Source organism: Kocuria nitroreducens, from assembly GCF_042879195.1.
Taxonomy (GTDB): domain Bacteria; phylum Actinomycetota; class Actinomycetes; order Actinomycetales; family Micrococcaceae; genus Kocuria; species Kocuria nitroreducens.
Map to the genome: position 1 here is coordinate 143,829 of NZ_JBHZTC010000007.1, position 22,454 is coordinate 166,282.

Sequence of the window (22,454 nt, forward strand, 5' to 3'; positions counted from 1 at the left end):
GCCATGTTAGGCGTGGCACAGCCGCTGGAGCAGGTTCATCGATGCGCGTGAAGCTATCTGCTTCTTGCACATTGTTCGAGGTGCGTCTCTGACACAGACGTCCCTCGTTAACGGAAATCTCGTGGACTTGTGGATGCCCCGCTTGACTAAGCGTTAGTTGTCTGTCGTGTCATCGTCGGCGGTCTATTCGCTGGTATGCCCGTCGTCGTCTAACTCGGGCAATAGGCGCCTACGCACAAGAGTATTCTCCAAATACGCAGTGGCCTTGCGAAGCCTCTGCGCGTCATCTCCGAGATAACCGAGGCCTCGGTTACAGCTTCCACACAGCAATCCTCGAATGCACTCGCCACAGCTTCCTGCGTCAGGACAGCAACTGTGATCATGATCGATGGCGAGAGAAGCGCCATTGGGTCCTCGGCCACAGATAGCGCATCCGCCCCCTTGAGCGTCGAGCATCGCGTGGTACTGCTCGTGTGTAATCCCATAAACCTTCTCCAAGCGCGTGCGACGCTGTATCGCAGGCGGCCTCGCGGCTCGACGGCACTCCCAGCACCGCGGATGCAGGCCATCCTTCTGCTTCCTGTCCTTGGGAAAGTTCTTCGCAGTCACCTCCTTCCACGCCAAGCACCCTGTGCACCGCTTCCTGCCCTGCCCATCCCGGAGCGAGGATGCACCCTCAGGCAGTTTGCGGAGGGACGTGCGCCTCAATGGGCGCAACTTCTCACCTCTCAACTGCTGCGCGCGGTGGGACTTGCACAGTCCTATGGGTCCAGTGTCCCGCGTGCACTCCGGCCCCTGACAGACCTGAACGCCTTCACGTGGCTCCAAGGTCCGCAGGACGGCCCCGCGACGTAGTTGGTGGTAGTGCCCGTAGCACCACGTCTTCACGGCGCGTGTCCGCCCACAGCCCTTGAACTCGCACATCTCCTGTTCCTTCGACACAGATAACTCCATCTCTGCAGTAGACCGAGACCTCGGCCAGCCAGCGCATCCGGACACACGTCCATCGACGGACGTAATGAATGCGTTGTTGCACAGTACGGGCACACCAACTGGTTCTCCGTCCAGGCGTTCCGTTCCCTGGGGCTCAACGCGCTGGCCAGCATCAAGAAGGGCCAGCCCGTGGTGGTGGTCGGCAAGCTCAAGGTCCGGTTCTGGGAGGGCGAGCACGGGCGCCACACGGCCGTGGACGTGGATGCGGTGTCACTCGGGCACGACCTCGCACTCGGCACCGCCTGCTTCCAGCGCACCGTGAGCTCCTCGCCGCCCGCGGACCAGACGGGGGAGCAGCCCGCCGATCAGCCTGAGGACGCTGCGGCGACCGATCCGTCGGACCGCCCGACGGCGCCGCAGGGCGACCCGACGGACGCGAGCGACGACCCGTCGCACGGGAGCGGGACCCCGGGGGTCCCGGAGGACGTGGACCCGGAGACCGGCGAGCTCCTCGGGTCCGCGGCGGCCCCGGGCCGGCGCTCGCGGCGGCAGCCCGCCGCCACCTGAGCTCCCCGAGCGCAGCCGTCCCGGCGCGGGGACGGAGCCGGGGTCGCGGTGCCGCCACTCCGGAGCCGTCCCCGCCCGTCCGCCGCCCGTCGGCCGCCGCGGAGCGGGGTAGCCTTGAGGGCATGGCGGAATTCATCTACACAATGTCCAAGGCCCGCAAGACCGTGGGCGACAAAGTCATCCTGGACGACGTCACCATGTCGTTCTACCCCGGCGCGAAGATCGGCGTCGTGGGACCCAACGGTGCCGGCAAGTCCACCATCCTCAAGATCATGGCCGGCCTCGACCAGCCGTCCAACGGCGAGGCCCGGCTCAGCCCCGGCTACACCGTCGGCATCCTGCTCCAGGAGCCGCCGCTGAACGAGGACAAGACCGTCCTCGGCAACGTCGAGGAGGGCGTGGGCGAGATCAAGGCGAAGGTCGACCGCTTCAACGCGATCTCCGAGGAGATGGCCCAGCCGGATGCCGACTTCGACTCCCTCATGGAGGAGATGGGCGTGCTCCAGGAGGACATCGACGCCGCCAACGCCTGGGACCTCGACTCCCAGCTGGAGCAGGCGATGGACGCCCTGCGCTGCCCGCCGCCGGACGCCGCCGTGACGGTCCTCTCCGGCGGTGAGCGCCGCCGTGTGGCGCTGTGCAAGCTGCTGCTGCAGAAGCCCGACCTCCTGCTGCTCGACGAGCCCACCAACCACCTCGACGCCGAGTCCGTGCTGTGGCTGGAGCAGCACCTGAAGGACTACCACGGCGCCGTCATGGCCGTGACCCACGACCGGTACTTCCTCGACCACGTGGCCGAGTGGATCTGCGAGGTCGACCGCGGCCGGCTGTACGGCTACGAGGGCAACTACTCGGCCTACCTCGAGACCAAGCGCGCCCGTATGGAGGTGCAGGGCAAGAAGGACGCCAAGCAGGCCAGGCGCCTGGCCGACGAGCTGGAGTGGGTGCGCTCGAACGCCAAGGGACGCCAGGCGAAGTCGAAGGCCCGTCTGGCCCGCTACGAGGAGATGGCCGCCGAGGCCGAGAAGACCCGCAAGCTGGACTTCGAGGAGATCCAGATCCCGCCGGGGCCCCGCCTGGGCAACCTCGTGATCGAGGCGAAGGACCTGCAGAAGGGCTTCGGGGACCGCAGCCTCATCAAGGGCCTGTCCTTCTCCCTGCCGCGCAACGGCATCGTGGGCGTCATCGGTCCCAACGGCGTCGGCAAGTCGACCTTGTTCAAGACCATCGTGGGCCTCGAGGAGCTGGACGGCGGGGAGCTGAAGATCGGCGACTCCGTCAAGGTCTCCTACGTGGACCAGAACCGCGCAAACCTCGACGCCGGCAAGTCTCTCTGGGAGGTCGTCTCGGACGGCCTCGACTACATCAACGTCGGCAACGTCGAGATGCCCTCGCGCGCCTACGTCTCCGCGTTCGGGTTCAAGGGTCCGGACCAGCAGAAGAAGGCTGGGGTGCTCTCCGGCGGTGAGCGCAACCGGCTGAACCTGGCCATGACCCTCAAGCAGGGCGGCAACCTGCTGCTGCTCGACGAGCCCACCAACGACCTCGACGTCGAGACCCTCGGCTCGCTGGAGAACGCGCTGCTGGAGTTCCCGGGCTGCGCCGTGGTCGTCTCCCACGACCGGTGGTTCCTCGACCGGGTCGCCACCCACATCCTCGCGTGGGAGGGCAGCGAGGACGAGCCGGACCAGTGGTACTGGTTCGAGGGCAACTTCGAGTCCTATGAGGCCAACAAGGTGGAGCGCCTCGGCGCCGACGCCGCGCGGCCGCACCGCGTCACCCACCGCCGCCTCACCCGCGACTGACGCGGGGCCCGGCCGGGTCCGCACCCCGCGCGGCGCCGAAGGGACCCGTCGGGCGGGAGAGAACAGCTCTCTCCCACCCGACGGGTCCCTTCCTCCTGCGTCCTGCTCCAGCGGTGGTCGGGCGCGTTCCCGACGGTTCGGCGGGCCGACCCGAGGGTCTCCCGCCGGCCCCGGCGGCGGGGACAGGAGGGCGACGTGCGCTCCCCGGATCACGGCTGGTCGAGGAACGCCTCGATGTCCTGGGCGATCTCGGCGGCGCGCTCGGAGCCGACAGCGTGCGAGGCTCCGGGGTAGACCCGCACCGTCCCGTTCCGGAGGGTCCGCTCGGCGACCAAGGAGGACCTCTCGACGTCGTGCATCACGGACTCGCCGGCCAGGATCACGAGGACCGGCATGCGCAGCCCGTGCAGCGCCTCCTCATCGATGAGCGCCGGTTGCGGCAGTCTGATCGAGTAGGTCCGCATGGCGGTCTCGGTCATTCTCGCGACGGGCACGTCCTCCACGGGAGCGCCGCCGGCGGTGTAGGAGTTGAAGGCGTCGCGCCACGACGTCGGCAGCCAGGGCACCGAGGCCGGGACCGCCCGGATCGCGGTGGCGGCCGGGATCCCGGAGAACGTGAGGACCGGGTCGATGAGGACCACGGCGGCGACGCGGTCCGGGACGTGGGCGGCGAGGTTCGCGGCCGTCCACCCGCCGATCGACATGCCCACCACGGTGAACCGCTCCTCGGGAAGCCGCTCCAGCACCTGGCCGAGCCATGCGGCGTGGTCGGTGTCCGATCCGATCGGGACCTCCTGCACGCTCATGCCCGGCTCGCCCAGGAGATCCAGGGCGTACACGTCGCCGAAACCGAGCAGGGCGGGCAGGTTGTCGGCCCACACCGGGGCCGGTGACGAGCGCCCGGGCAGCAGCACCAGCGGGTCGGCGTCGCCCGTGCCCTCGAACCGGTAGACGCGCACGATCCCGTAGTCCGTGCGCACATCCAGGGTCCCGGAAGCCGCGGGCATGTCCTGCATGGCCGCCTCGTAGTCCGCGAGGAACTGGGCACGCCCCTCCGCGCTGTTCCAGTGCCCCACCGGCGACGGCGAGCGCAGCACGAGCGCCAGGGCGAGGGCGGCGACCAGCACGGCACCGGCGGTGGTCTTCAGGATGCGGTGGTGGCCACGGCCGGCCCGTCGTGATGCGCCCATCACCCTCACCTCCTGAACAGTGGTCAGATTTCTGACCGATGGTCAGAGAGTACCGGACCGGGATAGTCTCTGCCCATGGCGACAGGACGCACGGAGTCACGGGCGGCGAGGGCGCCGAGTCTGATCGAGCGGACGCGGCGGACCCAGCTCATCGACGTCACGCTCGAGCTGGTGGCCGAGCACGGATACGCCGGCACGTCATTGGCGCGCATCGCCCGAGCGGCGGGCATCACCAAGGGCGCCGTGCTCTACCACTTCCCCTCGAAGGACGCGGTGATCGCCGCCGCCCGCGACCAGGTGCTGGCCGAGCTCGTCGCGGACGTCGGCGCCGCGGTCGAGTCGAGTCCGGTCAGCGCGGCACCGGCGGTCTACGTGCGGCGGATGGTGGAACACCTGACCGGCCATCCGTACCGGGCCCGCATGATCGTCGAGTCCGGGCTCCACGAGGCCTCGCTGCGCCCTGCGAGCGCGCCGGGTTCAGGCGCCCGCCCGGCCCCCGCCGAGCGCTGGCAGCCCCTGGCCCTCCTCCTGCAGCACGCACGCCCCACGCGCGGGACGGGGCCGGCATCCGACCTGCGGACCTTGGCGATCGCCGTGGGCGGCGCGATCGACGGCCTGATCTCCGAGAAGCTCGACGATCCGTCGTTCGACGCCGTGGCCGCAGCGGAGACCGTCGTGCGCATGCTCGAGGGCGAGCTCTTCTGCTAGACCCGGGCCCCCGGTCGGATCAGCCGGATCACGCGGTCGTCCGGCGGCGGTCCCACCGGACCCGGGGCGCGGACGGTGGGCTCTGCCGGGGACCGGTCAGGAGAACTCCGGGAAGCGCATCATGCCCTCCTGGGCGGTCGTGGCCACGAGCCGGCCGTCCCGGGAGAACATCCGGCCCACCCCGAGGCCGCGCGCCGAGGAGGCGTTGGGGGAGGACTGCACGTAGAGCAGCCACTCGTCCGCGCGGGTCTCCCGGTGCCACCACATCGCGTGGTCGAGCGAGGCGATGTTCATGCCGGGCTCGATCCAGGTCCTGCCGTGCAGCCGCAGGATGGGCTCGAGCAGCGTGTAGTCGCTCGCGTAGGCGAGCGCCGCGCGGTGGATGTTCGGGTCGTCCGGCAGCGGCCTGAGGGTCTTGATCCACACCGCGTTGAACGGTTCTCCCCGGGAGTCCGGTTTGAAGTAGATCGGCTCCGTGATGTAGCGCATGTCGAAGGGCCGCTCGTGGGCGATCGCCTGCGCCTCGGGGGCGTCGATGTGGCCCAGCAGCTTCACGGCGCTCGGCAGGGACTCGGGGTCGGGCAGGTTCTGGGGGGACTCGTCCTGGTGGTCCAGGCCCTGGGCCGGGACCTGGAAGGACGCGATGGCCGAGAGGATGGCGCGCCCGTCCTGGTAGGCGTGCACGCGGCGGGCGGAGAAGGACCGCCCGTCCCGGATCCGCTCCACCCCGAAGGTGATCGGCTCGGACACGTCCCCGGCGCGCAGGAAGTACGCGTGCAGCGAGTGGATGATCCGCTCCGGCTCCACGGTGCGCATGGCGGCGGTCGCGGCCTGCGCCAGGACCTGACCGCCGTACACCCGGCCGCGCGCGGGGGAGATCGAGTGGCCCACGTAGATGTCCTCGAGGGTGCGCGCGCCACCACCGTTCGCGAGGTCGAGCATGTCGAGCAGAGCCTGCGTGGGGTCCGGGATCGGGCTGTAGGTCATGGCCTTCACTCTAGCCAAGCCGCCGATCGCGCCGGGACGCGACCGGCGCGCCCCGGTGTGATGGGATGGGGGTCATGTCTTCGCTGCTGATCCCCATCCAGATGCGCTTCGGCGACATCGACAGCTACGGCCACGTCAACAACGTCACCATGCTCCAGTACCTCGAGGACGCCCGGATCCGGCTCATGGCCCGGCCGCTGCCCGAGGACGCCGCCGCACGCGTCCCGGAGGGCGCGACGTTCCGCACCCTGCTGAGGGACCGGATCACCGTGGTCGGCCGGCAGGAGGTCGAGTACACGGAACAGCTGCTGTACCGCGCCGAGCCGGTGTCCGTGCGCGTGTGGGTCTCCTCCGTGGGCGGGTCGAGCTTCGTGCTGGACTACGCGGTGCAGGAGGAGGACGGCTCGCGGGTCTACGCCGTGGCCCAGACGGTCGTCGTCGTGATCGACCGCGCCTCCGGCCGGCCCGTGCGCCTCGACGAGACTCAGCGGAGCCTGCTCGAGCACTGGTCGGACGCCCCGACCCGCTTCGCCCGCCGGCCTGCGCCGGCCGAGGCCTGAGCACCGTGAGCCGGTCCCTCGCCCTGACCGATCCGCGGGACGTCGCGGACCTGAGGACCTACCTGTCCCGGGCTCGCGGGGTGGACCCCCAGGGAGCGGTGCGCTTCCAGGCGCGCGGGCGCGCCCTCGGGGCCTACGTGTGCGTGCTGGAGCCCCACGGACTGCTCGACGCCACGCCCACGGTCCTGGGCCTGCGCACCGCCGCGCTGGCCGGGGAGCAGTCGCTGGACGTCACCGTCCCGCTCGGCGGGGTCCTCGACCGGATGCCGCGCCAGGACCAGGACGCCACGGAGTTGGGCCTGCCCCCCATGGACGCGGCCGTCTCGTGGGCGGGCATCGCCCCGCCCCTCGGCGGCTGGGTCCCCGTGGGGGACGTGGCCGGGGACGCGCTGCGGGAGGCCGCCCGGGCCGGGATCGCCGAGGTCGCCCGGGCCGTGCCCACGGACGCCGGTGCCGCCGTCGTCGACACCGTGCGCTCGCAGGTCTGGGGCCGCTCGTCCGGGTGGGCGGAGCCCCTCGCGGGGCGCCTGACCGGGGCGCCCCTGCCGGACGGTGCGGCGTTCGCCGCGTACTCGCTCGGCTTCCTGCGCCCGGGCGCGGAGGTCGCCGTCGCCGAGAACGGCCGCTGGGCGCGCCTGAGCACCCCCGGCGGGCACGTCCTGGCCAAGCGCTGAGGTCGGCGCCGGCTCAGCCGGGCCGGTTGATCATGGCGTGGGCGGCGCGGTCGAAGTAGTCCCAGATGATGCCGTCGTGCAACGGGGAGAGCTCCAGGGTGTCCAGGGCCGCGCGCATGTGCGTCAACCAGGTCTCGCGCGCCCACACGTCCACGGGGAACGGCATGTGCCGCATCCGCAGTCGCGGGTGCCCGCGCTGCTCCGAGTAGGTGGTCGGTCCGCCCCAGTACTGCTCGAGGAACATCCGCAGCCGCTCCTCGGCGGGGCCGAGGTCGTCGTCCGGGTAGAGCGCCCGGAACGGTTCGTCCTCAGCCACCCTGGTGTAGAACTCGTGCACGAGCTTCACGAACGTCTCGTGCCCGCCCACCTGGTCGTAGAACGACGACGCCGTGCCCGCCTCCGCACGCTCCCGCTCGTCGCCGACCTGGGGCACGGGGCGGCGCAGCTGGGACAGGGGCGCCCCGACCGCGAAGGACCGCGACCCCGCCGGGGCCGCGGCGGCGGGGTCGGTGCGCGGGTCCTCGCCGGCCGGAGGCGTCGTGCCGGGCTCGCCGGGCCCGGGGCGCTGCCGCTCGGCGCTCATGCGCGCGCCACCTCGTAGGCGGCGTCAACGACCTGCGCGCGCACCGCGCGAGCGGTCGCGTCGCGCTGCTCGAGCACCAGCCGGCGGAGCCCGTGCAGGTCCTCGGGCAGGTCCGCGAGGAAGGCGTCCGCGGCGTCGACCGTCTCCTGGACGGGGATGTTCGGGTACATGCCGATCGCGATCTGCTGGGCGAGCTCGTGGGTGCGGGTGCGCCACAGACCGGGGATCGCCGCGAAGTACTGGTCCGCGTAGGGAGCCAGCACGGAGGCGTCGGCGGCCGTGCGGAAGCCGTCGATCGCCGCGTCCTGGATCGAGTTGGGCAGCGAACCGACCACCATGATCTGCTGCCACGCCCGGGCCTTGGCCTCGGCCGTGGGGATCGCGGCCCGGGCGCGGGCCGCCGCGATGGCGCCGTTCTCGGTGTGGTCCTGCGCGAGCATCTCGTCGACGTCCGCGTCGCCGGCGCGTCCGCCGGTGCACAGCGCGGCGAGCAGGCTCCAGCGCAGGTCGGTGTCCAGCGTCAGGCCCTCCAGGGAGCAGCGCCCGTCGAGGAGCTGTTCGAGGACGTCCAGCTGCTCGTCGGTGCGGGCGTGCCGGGCGAAGGCCTTCAGGAACTGCAGCTGCTGGTCGGACCCGGCCGCCGCCTCCTCGGTGAGCCGGCGGAGCCGGTCCGCGGCGGCGCGCACGGTGGTCTCGCGCACGGGCTCGGCCACGTAGCCGTCGAGCACGGTCTCCAGCTGGCGCAGCTGCACCTGGATGCCGGTCGAGGACGTCTCGTGGGCGATGTTGCCGAGCACGAGGTCCACGTAGCGGCGGGCGGGCGTCTCGCCGTCGTGCACGCCGTCCCACACGGACGCCTGGACGAGGGCGCGCGGGAGCGTGTCCTCGAAGTCCTTCAGGTGGGTGAGCGCGGTGTCCAGGGAGCACTCGTCGAGGCGGATCTTCGCGTAGGCGAGGTCGTCGTCGTTGAGCAGCACGAGGTCCGGCAGCTCCCGGCCCACCAGGTCCACCACCTCCGTGGCGGGGCCGTCGACGTCGAGCTCCACCCGGTGCGTGCGCACGAGCTTGCCCTGCTCCGCGTCGTGGTCGTAGAAGCCCACGGCCAGACGGTGCGGGCGCAGCGTGGGGTGCTCCTCGGGCGCGGTCTGCTCGATCCGGAAGGCACGGATGATCCCGTCCTGGTCGGTCTCCAGGACCGGGGTCAGCGTGTTCACACCGGCGGTCTCGAGCCACTTCGCGGCCCACTGGTCGAGGTCCCGGCCGCTGGCGTCCTCGAGCCGGATCATCAGGTCGCGCAGCTCGGTGCTGCCCCAGGCGTGCTCCCGGAAGTACCGGTTCAGCCCGGCCATGAACTGCTCCTGGCCCACCCAGGCCACCAGCTGCTTGAGCACCGAGGCGCCCTTGGCGTAGGTGATGCCGTCGAAGTTCACCAGCACGTCCTCGAGGTCGCGGATCTCGGCCTTGATGGGGTGCGTGGTGGGCAGCTGGTCCTGCTCGTAGCCCCAGGACTTCTCCCCGGCGGCGAACGTGGTCCACGCGTCCGTGTACCGGGTGTTCTCCGCCGCGGCGAGGGTGGACATGAACTCGGCGAAGGACTCGTTGAGCCACAGGTCGTTCCACCAGCGCATGGTCACGAAGTCGCCGAACCACATGTGGGCCAGCTCGTGCAGGACCGTCACGGCCCGCCGCTCCACCCGGGCCTGCGTGGGCCGGGAGCGGAAGACGTAGAGCTCCACGAAGGTCACCGCTCCGGCGTTCTCCATGGCCCCGGCGTTGAACTGCGGGACGAACAGCTGGTCGTACTTCTCGAACGGGTAGGGCACCCCGAACTGCGCCTCGAAGAACTCGAAGCCCTGCTTGGTGATCCCGAACATCTCCTCCGCCTCGACGTGCTCCATCAGCGAGCGCCGGGCGTACAGGCCGAGGGGGATCGTGCGTCCGTCGGCGCTGGTGAGCTCGTCGTGCACGGACGCGTACGGGCCGGCGATCAGCGCCGTGACGTAGCAGGGGACCACCGGGGTGGGGGTGAAGGACCACGTGGCGGCGCCGTCCCCGGCGGGGACGGGCTCGGGGGTGGGCTGCGTGGAGACCACCGTCCAGTGCGCGGGGGCCGTCACGGTGTACGCGAAGCGCGCCTTGAGGTCCGGCTGCTCGAACACGGCGAACATCCGCCGGGTGTCCGCGACCTCGAACTGGGTGTACAGGTAGACCTCGTCGTCGACCGGGTCCACGAACCGGTGCAGGCCCTCCCCGGTGTTCATGTACCGGCAGTCCGACTCGACCGTGAGCACGTTGTCCTGGGCGAGGCCCGGCAGCTGGATCCGCACCCCGTCCGAGACCTCGGCGGGATCGAGCTCCGTGCCGTTGAGCACCACGGAGTGCACCGCGTCGGTGATCGCGTCGATGAAGGTCGAGGCGCCCGGGACGGCGCGGAAGCGCACCGTGGTCGTCGAGCGGAAGACGCGCTCGCCGCCGGTGAGGTCGAGGACCACCTCGTAGGCGTCCACGTCCACGATCTCGGCCCGCGAGGCCGCCTCCTGGCGGGTCAGGTTGGTTCCGGGCACTTCAGTGCCGTCCTCTCATCGGGGTCAGGGAGACGCCCGCGGCCGTCGGGCCACAGGAATTCCGTCCATTATGTCAGCCGGGTCCCCCGCTCCGGGGGAGGACGTCCCGGCCCGGACCCGAGCGCCACCCACTACGCTGGAGGGCGATCGGTCCGCCTCGGCGGGCCTCCGCCACGATCCCGCCCCCTTCCCGCGAACCCCAGGAGCACGCCGCCCATGCGCGTCCACATCGCCACCGACCACGCCGGCCTGGACCTCTCCCGCTACCTGGTCGAGAAGCTCGTCGCCGCCGGCTACGACCTCGTCGACCACGGTCCCGCCGAGTACGACGCCCTCGACGACTACCCCGCGTTCTGCATCAGCGCCGCGCGCGCCGTCCTGGCGGACCGGGCCGCGGGGCTCGACTCCCTCGGGATCGTCCTGGGCGGGTCGGGCAACGGCGAGCAGATCGCCGCGAACAAGGTCGAGGGCATCCGCGCCGCCCTGGCCTGGAACCTGGACACCGCCCGGCTCGCGCGCCAGCACAACGACGCCCAGGTCGTGGCGGTCGGCGGGCGCCAGCACTCCTCGGAGGAGGCGCTCGCGATCGTCCGGGCGTTCCTCGCGGAGCCCTTCTCCGGCGACGAGCGCCACGAGCGCCGGATCGCGCAGATCGGCGAGTACGAGACCACCGGCACCGTCGCCGGCAAGCTCGAGGAGCTGCGCCCGCGCGAGTATCCGGCCGCCCGGGAGGCCTGAGTGCCGGAGGGCCACTCGATCCACCGCCTGGCCCGCCAGTTCGCGGACTGCTTCGTGGGGCAGGCCCTGTCCGTGAGCTCCCCGCAGGGCCGATTCGCCGACGGGGCGGCCGTCCTGGACGGTGCGGTGCTCGAGGGGGCCCGGGCCCACGGCAAGCAGCTGTTCCTCGACTTCGCCGGGGACCGGGTGCTGCGCTCGCACCTCGGACTCTACGGCGCGTGGAGCTTCGGCGGCACCGACCGCTTCCGGGGTGCCTCCTCGATCGGGGCCCCCCGCCGGATCGGGGAGCGGGAGGTGCACGACCACGCCGCCCCCGCCGGCCCGCTGCTGCCGCCGGCGCCGGTGGGGGCGGTGCGCGTGCGGCTGGTCGGGGACGAGGGCTGGGCCGACCTGCGCGGGCCGGCGCTGTGCGTGCTCGAGGACTCGGCCGAGGCCGAGGCGGCCCGGGCGAGACTGGGCCCGGATCCGCTCGACCGGCACGCGGACCCCGCGCCCTTCGTGGCCGCGGTGCGGCGCAGCCGCCGACCGGTGGGCGCGCTGCTCATGGACCAGGTCGTCGTGGCCGGGGTGGGCAACATCTTCCGGGCGGAGTCGCTGTTCCGCCGCGGGCTGGACCCGATGATGCCGGGGCGCGCCCTCGACGAGCACGAGCTGCGTCAGCTGTGGGCGGAGAACGCGGCCCTCATGCGCACCGGCGTGCGGCTGGGCCGGATCGTCACGACCGACCCCGCGGACCGTCCGGGGATCGGGGAGGCGCAGGCGTGGCCCGGGCACGCCCACCTCGTCTACAAGCGCCGGGGCCTGCCGTGCCGCCGGTGCGGGACGCCCGTGGCGGCGGAGGAGCTGGAGGGGCGCTCGCTGTACTGGTGCCCCTCCTGCCAGCGCTGACCGGGCCCGGGCCCGCGGAGTAGCCTGGGACCATGTCCAGTTGCTGCGGGGCGGCCGGCTACCAGCGCGTGTTCGGCCCCCGCTTCGCGCGGCGCCTCGCCCGCCGGTACCGGCGGCGGGGACTCGACCGTGCGTCCCGGCGCATCGTGGAGTTCCTGAGCGCCCGGAGCCTGGAGGGGACCAGCGTGCTCGAGATCGGGGGCGGCGTGGGCGAGCTGCAGCTCGAGCTGCTGCGCCGGGGAGCCGCGCGGACCACGAACCTGGAGCTCGTGGACTCCTACGAGGCCGAGGCCGCGGAAGCTGGCCGACGCCGCCGGCGTGACCGGCCGCGTGGGGCGGCGGCAGCTGGACATCGCGACGGACCCGCAGGCGGTCGCCTCGCACGACGTGGTGGTGCTGCACCGGGTGGTGTGCTGCTACCCCGACCACGAACGGCTCCTGGGTGCCGCCGCGGACCGTGCGACGCGGCTGCTCGTGTTCAGCCACCCGCCGGATCACGGCCTCCTCCGGGCGCTCGCCGCCCTGGAGAACCTCGGCCTCCGCGCGACCCGGACCCCTTTCCGCGCCTACGTGCACTCCCCGGCGGCCATGCTCACCGTTCTGCAGGAGCACGGTCTGCGCCCCGTGCACGAGCACCGGGGTGCAGTGTGGCGGGTGGTCGGGCTGGTCCGGTGAGACGCGCCGAGCCTGCCGTCACCGTGCTCTCCTGCGCCGCGGGAGCGGGAGGGAGACCGGAGGGTGAGCGGGGGCGGGGGCGGGAGCGGGTCCGAGACGGTCGGCGAACGCCCCGGTCCAGCGGGACCGGGGCGTTCGTGGCGGGAGGGGATGACGGGAATCGAACCCGCGTAATCAGTTTGGAAGACTGAGGCTCTACCATTGAGCTACATCCCCGCAGGACGCACTGTCGAGGCCATTCCCATTAACCGGCCCGGCGCGCGCGGTGTCAAATCCCGGAGGCCGGGCGGACCCGCGGAGCACGGCCGGAAGGCGGCGTACAGGGGTGGGCGAGCGGGGTCCGGTGGGCCGAGGTGCGGCCCCGTCCGCGCAGCCGGTAGACTCGCCGGTGGTCCGTGCTCGTGCACCGGACCGCAGTCGTTGCAGCCGAGGCTGCAGGTACCGGGGCGTAGCGTAGTGGCTAGCGCGCCTGCTTTGGGAGCAGGAGATCGCAGGTTCGAGTCCTGTCGCCCCGACGTTGGAGCGGCTGCCCGGTCCCGCCGGGCAGCCGCCTTCCCGACTGTCCCGGGCCGGAGAACGGCCCCGCCAGACCCAACCGACCTACCACTCAGGAGTGCAGCGGAAGTGAAGAGCGCCGTCGAGAAACTCAACCCCACCCAGGTCAAGATCGTGGTGGACGTCCCGTTCGCGGAACTGAAGCCGTTCATCGACCAGACCTACACCTCGCTCGCCAACCAGATCCAGGTGCCCGGCTTCCGCCGCGGCAAGGTTCCGGCGCGGCTGATCGAGCAGCGCGTGGGCTTCGACTTCGTCGTCGAGAACGCGCTCAACGAGGGTCTGAACACCTTCTTCCAGCAGGCCCTCGCGGAGATCGAGATCACCCCGCTGACCCAGCCCCAGGTGGAGGTCCTCGCCAAGCCGGACGAGGCGAACCGCGAGGCCGACACCAAGGTCGAGATCGACGTGGCCGTGCGCCCCGAGATCGAGCTGCCCGACTACAAGGGCCTCGAGGTCGAGGTGGAGACCCGCGAGGCCTCCGCCGAGGACGAGCAGAAGGCCCTCGACGAACTGCGCGGGCGCTTCGGCACCCTGAAGACCGTGGACCGTCCCGCCGTCGAGGGCGACTTCGTCACCCTCGACCTGCAGGCCCTGGTCGACGGCGAGGAGGTCGACGCCGCCAACGACCTGTCCTACCAGGTGGGTGCCGGCACGATGCTCGAGGGCATGGACGAAGCCATCACCGGTCTCTCCGCCGACGAGGACGCCACCTTCGAGACCAAGCTCGCCGGCGGCGAGCACAGCGGCGAGGACGCCACCGTCAAGGTCAAGGTCACCGCCGTGAAGGAGCGCGAGCTGCCCGAGGCCGACGACGAGTTCGCCCAGCTGGCCTCCGAGTTCGACACGATCGAGGAGCTCAAGGAGGACCTGAAGAAGCAGGCCGCCGAGGGCACCGTGGTGGAGCAGGGCGTCGAGGCCCGCGACAAGGTCCTGGAGAAGCTGCTGTCCCTCGTGGAGATCCCCGTGCCCCAGGCCGTGATCGACGAGCAGATCGCCCAGCACTTCGACAACCCCGAGGCCGAGGCCGATCACGATACCGCGGACCACCGGGCCGAGGTCCAGAAGAACGCCGAGGACGCCTTCCGCAACGAGATCGTGCTGGACGCGGTCGCCGAGGCCGAGGAGATCGGCGTCGAGCAGTCCGAGCTGATCGACTACATCATCAACATGTCCCAGCAGTACGGCATGGACCCGAACCAGTTCGCCCAGCTGCTGGACTCCTCGGGCCAGGCCGGCCTGATGGTGGGCGAGGTGCGCCGCCGCAAGGCCCTGGCCAAGGTCCTGGAGTACGCGACGGTCACCGACACCGAGGGCAACACGGTGGACCTCTCCGAGTTCGTGCGCCCGCAGGGCGAGGAGCAGGCGGGGGAGCCCGCCGAGGAGATCGACCCGGAGGAGACCACCGCCGCCCCGACTCCCGGCACCGAGGAGGAGTCCCCGGAGTCCCCGGATTCGGCCGACTCCCCGGACTCCGCCCAGTGATGCGCTGAGACCGCTGTCGAAGGCGCCGTCGTCCCGCCCGGGACGGCGGCGCCTTCGTGCGCCGCGGGCCCGCGGGCCCGACCATGCGCCATCAGCGAACACCCCGGACGGGGACCGGCCGGGACCCGGGGCGGGCACTAGTGTTCTGTACTGAGATCACCGGACCACACGGACGAAAGAGGCACTGTTACATGACCTCCGCTCACGAGTCGCCGTTCGGCTCGACCCACGCAACCTCCTCCGGACCGCGCCTGCAGGGCGGGGGCCCCATGAACGGCCAGGACGACTACGTCTACAACCGGCTGCTCAAGGAGCGCATCATCTGGCTGGGCTCCGAGGTGCGCGACGACAACGCGAACCTCATCTGCTCGCAGATGCTGCTGCTCTCGGCCGAGGACCCGCACGCGGACATCTTCCTCTACATCAACTCGCCGGGCGGTTCCGTCACCGCCGGCATGGCGATCTACGACACCATGCAGCTCATCCCCAACGACGTCGTGACCGTGGCCACCGGCCTGGCGGCGTCGATGGGCCAGTTCCTGCTCTCCTCGGGTACCAAGGGCAAGCGCTACTCCACCCCGAACGCCCGGATCCTCATGCACCAGCCCTCCGGCGGCATGGGCGGCACCGCGTCGGACATCCGGGTGCAGGCAGAGCTGATCCTGTCGATGAAGCAGCGCCTCGCGGAGCTCACCGCCGAGCAGACCGGCCAGTCCCTGGAGACCATCCTCAGGGACAACGACCGGGACAACTGGTTCGACGCCCAGCGGGCCCTCGAGTACGGCTTCTTCGACCACATCGCCTGCTCCGCCGGGTCCATGACCGGCGGCGGCGGGACCATGAAGGACCAGGAGTAGGACCTCGGCGGTCCCACCACTTCACCAGGCACGCTCTTCCAGACCTCCGAGGAACTCAACCATGACCTTCACCCACGGACCTTCGTCCACGGCCGGTTCCCTGGCCGCCCTCCCCACCAGCCGCTACGTGCTCCCCGACTTCGAGGAACGCACACCCTACGGGTACCGCCGGCAGAACCCGTACACCAAGCTGTTCGAGGACCGGATCATCTTCCTGGGCGTCCAGGTCGACGACGCCTCGGCCGACGACGTCATGGCCCAGCTGCTCGTGCTCGAGGCGCAGGACGCCGACCGGGACATCACGATGTACATCAACTCTCCGGGCGGGTCGTTCACCGCGATGACCGCCATCTACGACACGATGCAGTTCATCCGCCCGGAGGTCCAGACGGTCTGCCTCGGGCAGGCCGCGTCCGCGGCGGCCGTGCTGCTCGCCGGCGGCACACCGGGCAAGCGCCTGGCCCTGCCGAACGCCCGCGTGCTCATCCACCAGCCGGCCATGTCCGGTCAGGGCGGTGGACAGGCCTCGGACATCGAGATCCAGGCCAACGAGATCATGCGCATGCGCGAGTGGCTGGAGGAGACCCTGGCCCTGCACTCCGGCAAGACCGCCGAGGAGGTCAACCGCGACATCGAGCGCGACAAGATCCTCACCGCGTCCGCCGCCAAGGAGTACGGCATCGTGGACCACGTCCTGGAGTCCCGGAAGATCCACAAGCCCGCGACCGTCACCTCCTGACCCGAGAGCCCCGCCGCACCTCTTCAGCGGCACCCCGGTGCGCCGCCGCCCGACCGGTCGCGGCGCACCGGGGTGCCCCGGTGTTGGGGCGGGACCCCGTCCTCGCCTATCCTGGACGAGGATTTCCGTACCCCGACCAGAGGACTGTTTCATGGCGCGCATCGGCGAGACCGCGGATCTGCTCAAGTGCTCCTTCTGCGGCAAGAGCCAGAAGCAGGTCCGCAAGCTCATCGCGGGCCCGCGCGTCTACATCTGCGACGAGTGCATCGAGCTGTGCAACGAGATCATCGAGGAGGAGCTGAGCGAGGTCAAGGACCTCGAGCAGCAGGAGCTCCCCACGCCCCACGAGATCTACCAGCACCTCCACCAGTACGTGATCGGCCAGGAGACCGCCAAGCGCGCCCTGGCGGTGGCCGTGTACAACCACTACAAACGGGTGCGGGCTGGCGAGAACGGCAAGCCCCTGTCCCTGGCCACGGCGGCCGGTGACGAGGACGTCGAGATCGCCAAGTCCAACATCCTGCTGGTCGGGCCCACCGGCTCCGGCAAGACGTACCTGGCGCAGTCGTTGGCGCGCAAGCTCGACGTGCCCTTCGCGGTCGCGGACGCCACCTCCCTCACGGAGGCCGGCTACGTCGGCGAGGACGTCGAGAACATCCTGCTCAAGCTGATCCAGGCCGCGGACTACGACGTCAAGCGGGCCGAGACGGGCATCATCTACATCGACGAGATCGACAAGATCTCCCGCAAGTCCGAGAACCCCTCCATCACCCGCGACGTCTCCGGCGAGGGGGTGCAGCAGGCGCTCCTGAAGATCCTCGAGGGCACGGTCGCGTCGGTGCCCCCGCAGGGCGGGCGCAAGCACCCGCAGCAGGAGTTCATCCAGATCGACACCACCAACGTCCTGTTCGTCGTGGCCGGTGCCTTCGCCGGGCTCGAGGACATCGTGGACTCCCGGGCCGGGCGCACGAGCATCGGTTTCGGTGCGGAGCTCAAGCAGAACGGGCCGTGCCGCGAGGTGATGGCCGACGTCATGCCGGAGGACCTGCTGAAGTTCGGCCTGATCCCCGAGCTCATCGGCCGGCTGCCCGTGGTGACCACGCTGCGCGAGTTGTCGGTGGCCGACCTCGCGCGCATCCTCACCGAGCCGCGCAACGCGCTGGTGAAGCAGTACAAGAAGATGTTCCAGCTGGACGGGGTCGAGCTGACCTTCGACCCCGAGGCTCTGACCGCCGTCGCCGAGCTCGCGATCCAGCGGGGCACGGGTGCCCGCGGGCTGCGCGCCATCCTCGAGGACGTGCTCCAGCCCGTCATGTTCGAGCTCCCCAGCCGGGACGACATCGCCGCCGTGCTGGTCACCGCGGAGGCCGTGGCCAAGCAGGCCGAGCCGGAGATCATCACCCACGAGATGATCCGCGAGGAGCAGAACCGGAACAAAACCGCCTGAGCCGTGGCTTCTACTCGGTGACGCGTCCGCCACCCCCGGCGGACGCCCGCACGAGAGGAAACCGATGACGGACAAGGTGGAGTTCTGGTTCGACCCCCTGTGCCCCTGGGCCTGGATGACTTCCCGGTGGATGGAGGAGGTCGAGCGCCTGCGCGACGTCGAGGTGGACTGGCGGATCATCTCGCTGGGCATCCTGAACGAGGACAATCCCGACAACCACCACCACGGCCAGCAGAAGTCGATGTGGCTCGTGCGCGTGGTCGAGGCGGCGGCGCGCGCCCACGGTGACGAGTACCTGAAGAAGCTCTACGACGCCATGGGCACCCGGCGCCACCCCGGCGGGGTGGAGGACCTGGAGCAGATCATCACCGAGTCGCTCGAGGAGGTCGGCCTGCCCGCGGAGCTCGCGGAGGCCAGGCACTCCACCGAGTTCGACGACGCGCTGCGCAGCTCCACGGAGGCCGCACAGGCGGTCGCCGGCCAGGACATCGGCACACCGTGCATCGCGGTCAACGGCGTGGGCTTCTTCGGCCCGGTCTTCACGCCGGCGCCCCGCGGCGAGGACGCCGCGCGGGTCTGGGACGGCTGCCTGGCGCTGGTCTCCCACCACGGGTTCTACGAGCTCAAGCGCGGACGGGACGAGGGCCCGATCTTCGACTGAGCCGTTGCCGGGACGGACCCGGATTCCCGGACAGCACGAGGGCCCGGCCGCCGCGGCGGCCGGGCCCTCGTGCTGCGGTCCGGGCCGGTGCTACCGGGCCGGCTCCTCCGCGGGGACCAGCTCGACGTCGCGCACGGCCAGTCCCTCGGGCCCGGCGACGAGCACGAGCTCCGCGGCGTTGCCGGCGGCCTTGAGGTCGCCCAGTCCCGCCTCGAGACGGGCGACGTCCTCGGCGGCGGCCGTGATCGTCGCCGAGCGCACCTCGGTGCGCTGCTTGACCTTGGCCTCCGACTTGGCCTTGCGCAGCCCCGAGAGGGCCTCGCCCACCGTCGTGAGCACCTCCGGGTCGGCGTCGGTCACGGCGTCCGCGAAGCCCTCGACGCCCGGCCACGCCGCCCGGTGCACAGAGCCGGGCCGCCACCAGGACCAGACCTCGTCGGTGGCGAACGGCAGGACGGGCGCGAACAGGCGCAGCAGCGCGTCGAGGGTCGTGGCGAGCGCGGCGTGCACGGACGCCTGCGCAGCCTCCCCGCGGGCCCCGTAGGCCCGGTCCTTCACGAGCTCCACGTAGTCGTCGGTGAAGGTCCAGAAGAATTGCTCGGTGAGCTGCAGGGCCCGGGCGTACTCGTAGTCCCGGAACGCCTGGCCGGCGCGTTCCACGACCGTGGCCAGCTGGGCCAGCAGCGCCCGGTCGACCGCGTCGGTCACGGCGTCCGCGGACGCCCCGGCGCCGAGCACGGACGCCTCGGTGACGCCCTGGGCGAGGACGAACTTCGAGGCGTTGAGCAGCTTGATCGCCAGCCGGCGGCCGATCTTCATCTGCCCCTCGTCGTAGGCGGTGTCCGCGCCCAGGCGGGCGGAGGCGGCCCAGTAGCGCACCGCGTCGGCCCCGTAGTTCTCCAGCACCTCGGTGGGGACCACCACGTTGCCCTTCGACTTGGACATCTTCTTGCGGTCCGGGTCGAGGATCCACCCGGAGAGCGCGGTGTTGGTCCAGGGCACCGTGCCGGCCAGCGCATCGGAGCGCACCGCCGTGGAGAACAGCCAGGTCCTGATGATGTCGTGGCCCTGGGGCCGGAGGTCCATCGGGAAGGTGTTGGCGTGCAGCTGCTCGTCGAACGCCCAGCCGGTGGCGATCTGGGGGGTCAGCGAGGACGTGGCCCAGGTGTCGAGCACGTCCGGGTCGCCGGTGAAGCCGTGCGGTCGGTCCCGCTGGGACTCGTCGAAACCGGGGGCGGGGTCGGCGGCGGGGTCCACGGGCAGCTGGTCGAGGGCGGGCAGGACGGGATCGCCGTAGTCCGGGTTGCCGTCGCCGTCGAGCCGGTACCAGACCGGGAACGGCACTCCGAAGAAGCGCTGGCGGGAGATCAGCCAGTCGCCGTGCAGGCCCTCGATCCAGTTCTCGTACCGCGAGCGCATGAACGCGGGGTGCCAGTCCATCTCGCGACCGCGACCGATCAGCGCCTCGCGCCGGTCGGCGTCGCGGCCGCCGTTGCGGATGTACCACTGCCGGGAGGTGACGACCTCGAGGGGCTTGTCGCCCTTCTCGTAGAAGTTCACCGGGTGCATGACCTTCCGGGGCTCGCCCGCCAGGTCCCCGGAGGCGCGGAGCATGTCCACGACCGCCTGCTGGGCGGAGAACACCGTCCTGCCGGCCACCTCGGCGTAGCGCTCGGCCGGCGCGCCCTCGGCGATCCACTCGGGGGTCTCGCTCGCGAAGCGGCCGTCCCGGCCGATCAGCGCGCGCGTCGGGAGGTCCAGCTCCCGCCACCACGTGACGTCGGTGAGGTCGCCGAAGGTGCAGATCATGGCGATCCCGGAGCCCTTGTCCGGCTTGGCGAGCGGGTGCGCCTTGACCTCGACCTCCACGTCGAACAGCGGGGAGCGCACCGTGGTGCCGAACAGCGGCTGGTAGCGCTCGTCGTCCGGATGGGCCACGAGGGCCACGCACGCGGGCAGCAGCTCGGGGCGGGTGGTCTCGATGTGCACGGGCTCGCCGTCGGGCCGGTGGAAGGCGACCCGGTGGTAGGTGCCCTCGCGTTCCCGGTCCTCGAGCTCGGCCTGGGCCACGGCGGTGCGGAAGGTGACGTCCCAGAGGGTGGGAGCCTCGGCCATGTAGGCGTTGCCGGCCTCGAGGTCCTGCAGGAAGGCGCGCTGGGAGACCGCCCGGGAGCGGGCGTCGATGGTGCGGTAGGTGCGGGTCCAGTCCACGGACAGGCCCAGGGTGGAGAAGAGGTGCTCGAAGACCTTCTCGTCCTCGACGGCCAGCTCCTCGCACAGCTCGATGAAGTTCCTGCGGGAGACGATGTCCCAGTCGCGCTGGTTCTTCGCGGGCTTCTCCGGCGGGCGGTAGCCCTCGACGTAGGGCCTGGTGGGGTCGCAGCGCACGCCGTAGTAGTTCTGCACGCGGCGCTCGGTGGGCAGGCCGTTGTCGTCCCAGCCCAGCGGGTAGAAGACGTTCTTGCCGCTCATCCGCTGGTAGCGGGCGATCACGTCGGTCTGGGTGTAGGAGAACATATGGCCGACGTGCAGGGAGCCGGAGGCGGTCGGCGGGGGAGTGTCGATCGAGTAGACCTGCTCGCGGGTCGTGTCCTCGTCGAAGGCGAAGGTGCCCTCCTCGCGCCACTTCCGCGAGTACTTCTGCTCCAGTCCCTCCAGCGCGGGTTTCTCGGGAACGGTCACGGGCGTGGTCTCGGGCGTGGTCTCCGGTGCGGTTCCGGGCGTGTCTGTGCCCTGCGTGTTGTCAGCCATGCCGACCAGTCTCTCACGAGCCCCGGAGCCGGCCCCGACGCCCCGGTGCTGACGTGCCGGTGCTGACGTCCCGGTGCTTGGGCGGCGCCCGGCGCCCGGCTAGCGTGGGGGCCATGACCGATCAGCAGAGATCCAACACGCACACCGGCCGGGTCGCCGTCGTCACCGGAGCGTCGGCCGGCATCGGGGAGGCCACCGCGCGCGAGCTGCGCCGCTGCGGCTGGACCGTCTACGCGGTGGCCCGCCGCGCCGAACGGCTCGAGGCCCTGGCCCGGGAGACCGGTGCCGTCCCCGCGCCGTGCGACATCACCTCGGACGCCGACGTCGAGGCCCTCCGGGACCAGGTGCTGGAGGAGCAGGGCCGCGTGGACGCGCTGCTCAACATCTCCGGCGGCGCCCGCGGCACGGACCGCGTGGCCGACGCCAGCACCGCGGACTGGGAGTGGATGTACCAGGTCAACGTGCTCGGCACGATGCGCCTGACCCGCGCCTTCCTCCCGGCGCTGCGCGCGAACGGCGAGGGCACCGTGCTGAACCTGACGTCCCTCGCGGCGCACCGGGCCTACGAGGGCGGCGGCGGCTACAACGCCGCCAAGTACGCCGAACGGGCCATGACGGAGGCGCTGCGGCTGGAGGAGGCCGAGCACAACGTGCGCGTCGTCGAGATCGCCCCGGGCCTCGTGCACACCCCGGAGTTCTCCCTCAACCGCCTCGGCGGGGACCAGGAGGCCGCGGAGAAGGTCTACGCGGGCGTGGACAAGCCCCTCACGTCCGAGGACGTCGCCCAGGTGTGCGCCTTCGCGGTGAACCTGCCCCACCACGTGGACCTCGACACCGTGACCATCAAACCGGTCGCCCAGGCGGCCCCGCACAAGCTGATCCGCGGGCAGTAGCTCTCCCGCCGAAGTCGCGGCCTTCGCCCCACCCGGGGCGCGCCCGGTCGCCGGCGGCGGCCGCCTCGGCGCGCTCCCGGGTGGGTTAAGATGGGGGCAGTCATGCACGGCGTCGATCCGGCCATCACCGGGGAGTCTTCGGAAGAACAGGCCCGTCCCGCCACGGGGAGCGCCCCAGTAGAACCGAACGGGTA

The 22,454-nt window shown here is 71.3% G+C and carries 20 protein-coding genes and 2 tRNA genes; 15 read left to right on the top strand and 7 right to left on the bottom strand.

Annotated features, from left to right (window positions below):
* Window positions 1-183: 183 nt before the first annotated feature.
* Window positions 184-954, bottom strand: coding sequence for an endonuclease VII domain-containing protein (locus ACFYE1_RS06715; RefSeq protein WP_387741210.1), 771 nt, complete (start codon window positions 952-954; stop codon window positions 184-186).
* 51 nt (window positions 955-1,005) lie between these two features.
* Between ACFYE1_RS06715 and ACFYE1_RS06720 the strand changes: the two genes are divergently transcribed.
* Window positions 1,006-1,500 carry a single-stranded DNA-binding protein gene (locus tag ACFYE1_RS06720; protein WP_387741253.1) on the top strand — a complete coding sequence of 165 codons (495 nt, stop codon included), beginning with the start codon at window positions 1,006-1,008 and terminating at the stop codon, window positions 1,498-1,500.
* A gap of 122 nt (window positions 1,501-1,622) precedes the next feature.
* On the top strand, window positions 1,623-3,305 hold the full coding sequence (gene ettA, locus ACFYE1_RS06725; RefSeq protein WP_387741212.1) for an energy-dependent translational throttle protein EttA: 1,683 nt from the start codon (window positions 1,623-1,625) through the stop codon (window positions 3,303-3,305).
* Window positions 3,306-3,514: 209 nt separating this feature from the next.
* Here ettA and ACFYE1_RS06730 read toward each other — a convergent pair whose 3' ends face one another.
* Window positions 3,515-4,495, bottom strand: coding sequence for an alpha/beta fold hydrolase (locus ACFYE1_RS06730; RefSeq protein WP_387741214.1), 981 nt, complete (start codon window positions 4,493-4,495; stop codon window positions 3,515-3,517).
* Window positions 4,496-4,570: 75 nt separating this feature from the next.
* Between ACFYE1_RS06730 and ACFYE1_RS06735 the strand changes: the two genes are divergently transcribed.
* Window positions 4,571-5,203: a TetR/AcrR family transcriptional regulator gene (locus tag ACFYE1_RS06735; RefSeq protein ID WP_387741215.1), complete on the top strand. Its 633-nt coding sequence runs from the start codon at window positions 4,571-4,573 to the stop codon at window positions 5,201-5,203.
* A gap of 96 nt (window positions 5,204-5,299) precedes the next feature.
* Here ACFYE1_RS06735 and ACFYE1_RS06740 read toward each other — a convergent pair whose 3' ends face one another.
* On the bottom strand, window positions 5,300-6,190 hold the full coding sequence (locus ACFYE1_RS06740; RefSeq protein ID WP_387741217.1) for an acyl-CoA thioesterase: 891 nt from the start codon (window positions 6,188-6,190) through the stop codon (window positions 5,300-5,302).
* Between the two features lie 74 nt (window positions 6,191-6,264).
* On the opposite strand from ACFYE1_RS06740, the gene ACFYE1_RS06745 reads away from it, so the two are divergent.
* Both ACFYE1_RS06745 and ACFYE1_RS06750 read left to right on the top strand, forming a co-directional pair.
* Window positions 6,265-6,750, top strand: coding sequence for an acyl-CoA thioesterase (locus ACFYE1_RS06745; RefSeq protein ID WP_387741219.1), 486 nt, complete (start codon window positions 6,265-6,267; stop codon window positions 6,748-6,750).
* Between the two features lie 5 nt (window positions 6,751-6,755).
* The gene (locus ACFYE1_RS06750) at window positions 6,756-7,424 is read left to right on the top strand and encodes a hypothetical protein (RefSeq protein WP_387741221.1); all 669 of its coding nucleotides are present in this window, start codon (window positions 6,756-6,758) and stop codon (window positions 7,422-7,424) included.
* Between the two features lie 13 nt (window positions 7,425-7,437).
* On the opposite strand, the gene ACFYE1_RS06755 is transcribed toward ACFYE1_RS06750, so the two are convergent.
* Both ACFYE1_RS06755 and pepN read right to left on the bottom strand, forming a co-directional pair.
* On the bottom strand, window positions 7,438-7,857 hold the full coding sequence (locus ACFYE1_RS06755) for a globin (RefSeq protein ID WP_387741255.1): 420 nt from the start codon (window positions 7,855-7,857) through the stop codon (window positions 7,438-7,440).
* 146 nt (window positions 7,858-8,003) lie between these two features.
* Entirely contained in the window at window positions 8,004-10,571 is a 2,568-nt protein-coding gene (gene pepN / locus ACFYE1_RS06760) for an aminopeptidase N (protein ID WP_387741223.1), read from the bottom strand.
* Between the two features lie 216 nt (window positions 10,572-10,787).
* Here pepN and ACFYE1_RS06765 point away from each other — a divergent pair, with 216 nt between their 5' ends.
* The 3 genes from ACFYE1_RS06765 (at window position 10,788) to ACFYE1_RS06775 (ending at window position 12,872) form a co-directional block, all read left to right on the top strand.
* A complete protein-coding gene (locus tag ACFYE1_RS06765; RefSeq protein ID WP_387741225.1) occupies window positions 10,788-11,309 on the top strand; it encodes a ribose-5-phosphate isomerase in 522 nt (173 codons plus the stop codon).
* Window positions 11,310-12,197: an Fpg/Nei family DNA glycosylase gene (locus tag ACFYE1_RS06770; RefSeq protein ID WP_387741227.1), complete on the top strand. Its 888-nt coding sequence runs from the start codon at window positions 11,310-11,312 to the stop codon at window positions 12,195-12,197.
* Window positions 12,198-12,515: 318 nt separating this feature from the next.
* Window positions 12,516-12,872: a hypothetical protein gene (locus ACFYE1_RS06775; RefSeq protein ID WP_387741229.1), complete on the top strand. Its 357-nt coding sequence runs from the start codon at window positions 12,516-12,518 to the stop codon at window positions 12,870-12,872.
* Between the two features lie 145 nt (window positions 12,873-13,017).
* Here ACFYE1_RS06775 and ACFYE1_RS06780 read toward each other — a convergent pair.
* Window positions 13,018-13,088 (bottom strand) — tRNA-Gly (locus tag ACFYE1_RS06780).
* Between the two features lie 226 nt (window positions 13,089-13,314).
* On the opposite strand from ACFYE1_RS06780, the gene ACFYE1_RS06785 reads away from it, so the two are divergent.
* From ACFYE1_RS06785 to ACFYE1_RS06810, 6 genes are all read left to right on the top strand, one after another.
* Window positions 13,315-13,387: transfer RNA gene (locus ACFYE1_RS06785), tRNA-Pro, on the top strand.
* A 109-nt stretch (window positions 13,388-13,496) separates the two neighbouring features.
* Window positions 13,497-14,912 (top strand): trigger factor, encoded by a 1,416-nt coding sequence (gene tig, locus ACFYE1_RS06790; RefSeq protein WP_387741231.1) that lies wholly within the window; start codon window positions 13,497-13,499, stop codon window positions 14,910-14,912.
* 269 nt (window positions 14,913-15,181) lie between these two features.
* Window positions 15,182-15,769 (top strand): ATP-dependent Clp protease proteolytic subunit, encoded by a 588-nt coding sequence (locus ACFYE1_RS06795; RefSeq protein WP_387741257.1) that lies wholly within the window; start codon window positions 15,182-15,184, stop codon window positions 15,767-15,769.
* A 61-nt stretch (window positions 15,770-15,830) separates the two neighbouring features.
* Window positions 15,831-16,508 carry an ATP-dependent Clp protease proteolytic subunit gene (locus tag ACFYE1_RS06800; protein ID WP_387741233.1) on the top strand — a complete coding sequence of 226 codons (678 nt, stop codon included), beginning with the start codon at window positions 15,831-15,833 and terminating at the stop codon, window positions 16,506-16,508.
* 151 nt (window positions 16,509-16,659) lie between these two features.
* A complete protein-coding gene (clpX, locus tag ACFYE1_RS06805) occupies window positions 16,660-17,955 on the top strand; it encodes an ATP-dependent Clp protease ATP-binding subunit ClpX (protein ID WP_387741235.1) in 1,296 nt (431 codons plus the stop codon).
* Between the two features lie 64 nt (window positions 17,956-18,019).
* Window positions 18,020-18,616: a DsbA family oxidoreductase gene (locus tag ACFYE1_RS06810; RefSeq protein WP_387741237.1), complete on the top strand. Its 597-nt coding sequence runs from the start codon at window positions 18,020-18,022 to the stop codon at window positions 18,614-18,616.
* A gap of 90 nt (window positions 18,617-18,706) precedes the next feature.
* On the opposite strand, the gene valS is transcribed toward ACFYE1_RS06810, so the two are convergent.
* A complete protein-coding gene (valS, locus tag ACFYE1_RS06815; protein WP_387741239.1) occupies window positions 18,707-21,367 on the bottom strand; it encodes a valine--tRNA ligase in 2,661 nt (886 codons plus the stop codon).
* 113 nt (window positions 21,368-21,480) lie between these two features.
* Between valS and ACFYE1_RS06820 the strand changes: the two genes are divergently transcribed.
* Window positions 21,481-22,260 (top strand): SDR family oxidoreductase, encoded by a 780-nt coding sequence (locus ACFYE1_RS06820; RefSeq protein WP_387741241.1) that lies wholly within the window; start codon window positions 21,481-21,483, stop codon window positions 22,258-22,260.
* Window positions 22,261-22,454 lie beyond the last annotated feature (194 nt).

Bases quoted from the DNA above. Each gene is read 5' to 3' on its own strand.
- ACFYE1_RS06715 (WP_387741210.1), bottom strand. From the start codon at position 954: ATGGAGTTATCTGTGTCGAAGGAACAGGAGATGTGCGAGTTCAAGGGC.
- ettA (WP_387741212.1), top strand. From the start codon at position 1,623: ATGGCGGAATTCATCTACACAATGTCCAAGGCCCGCAAGACCGTGGGC.
- ACFYE1_RS06730 (WP_387741214.1), bottom strand. From the start codon at position 4,495: ATGGGCGCATCACGACGGGCCGGCCGTGGCCACCACCGCATCCTGAAG.
- ACFYE1_RS06735 (WP_387741215.1), top strand. From the start codon at position 4,571: ATGGCGACAGGACGCACGGAGTCACGGGCGGCGAGGGCGCCGAGTCTG.
- ACFYE1_RS06740 (WP_387741217.1), bottom strand. From the start codon at position 6,190: ATGACCTACAGCCCGATCCCGGACCCCACGCAGGCTCTGCTCGACATG.
- ACFYE1_RS06745 (WP_387741219.1), top strand. From the start codon at position 6,265: ATGTCTTCGCTGCTGATCCCCATCCAGATGCGCTTCGGCGACATCGAC.
- ACFYE1_RS06765 (WP_387741225.1), top strand. From the start codon at position 10,788: ATGCGCGTCCACATCGCCACCGACCACGCCGGCCTGGACCTCTCCCGC.
- ACFYE1_RS06795 (WP_387741257.1), top strand. From the start codon at position 15,182: ATGAACGGCCAGGACGACTACGTCTACAACCGGCTGCTCAAGGAGCGC.
- ACFYE1_RS06800 (WP_387741233.1), top strand. From the start codon at position 15,831: ATGACCTTCACCCACGGACCTTCGTCCACGGCCGGTTCCCTGGCCGCC.
- clpX (WP_387741235.1), top strand. From the start codon at position 16,660: ATGGCGCGCATCGGCGAGACCGCGGATCTGCTCAAGTGCTCCTTCTGC.
- ACFYE1_RS06810 (WP_387741237.1), top strand. From the start codon at position 18,020: ATGACGGACAAGGTGGAGTTCTGGTTCGACCCCCTGTGCCCCTGGGCC.
- valS (WP_387741239.1), bottom strand. From the start codon at position 21,367: ATGGCTGACAACACGCAGGGCACAGACACGCCCGGAACCGCACCGGAG.
- ACFYE1_RS06820 (WP_387741241.1), top strand. From the start codon at position 21,481: ATGACCGATCAGCAGAGATCCAACACGCACACCGGCCGGGTCGCCGTC.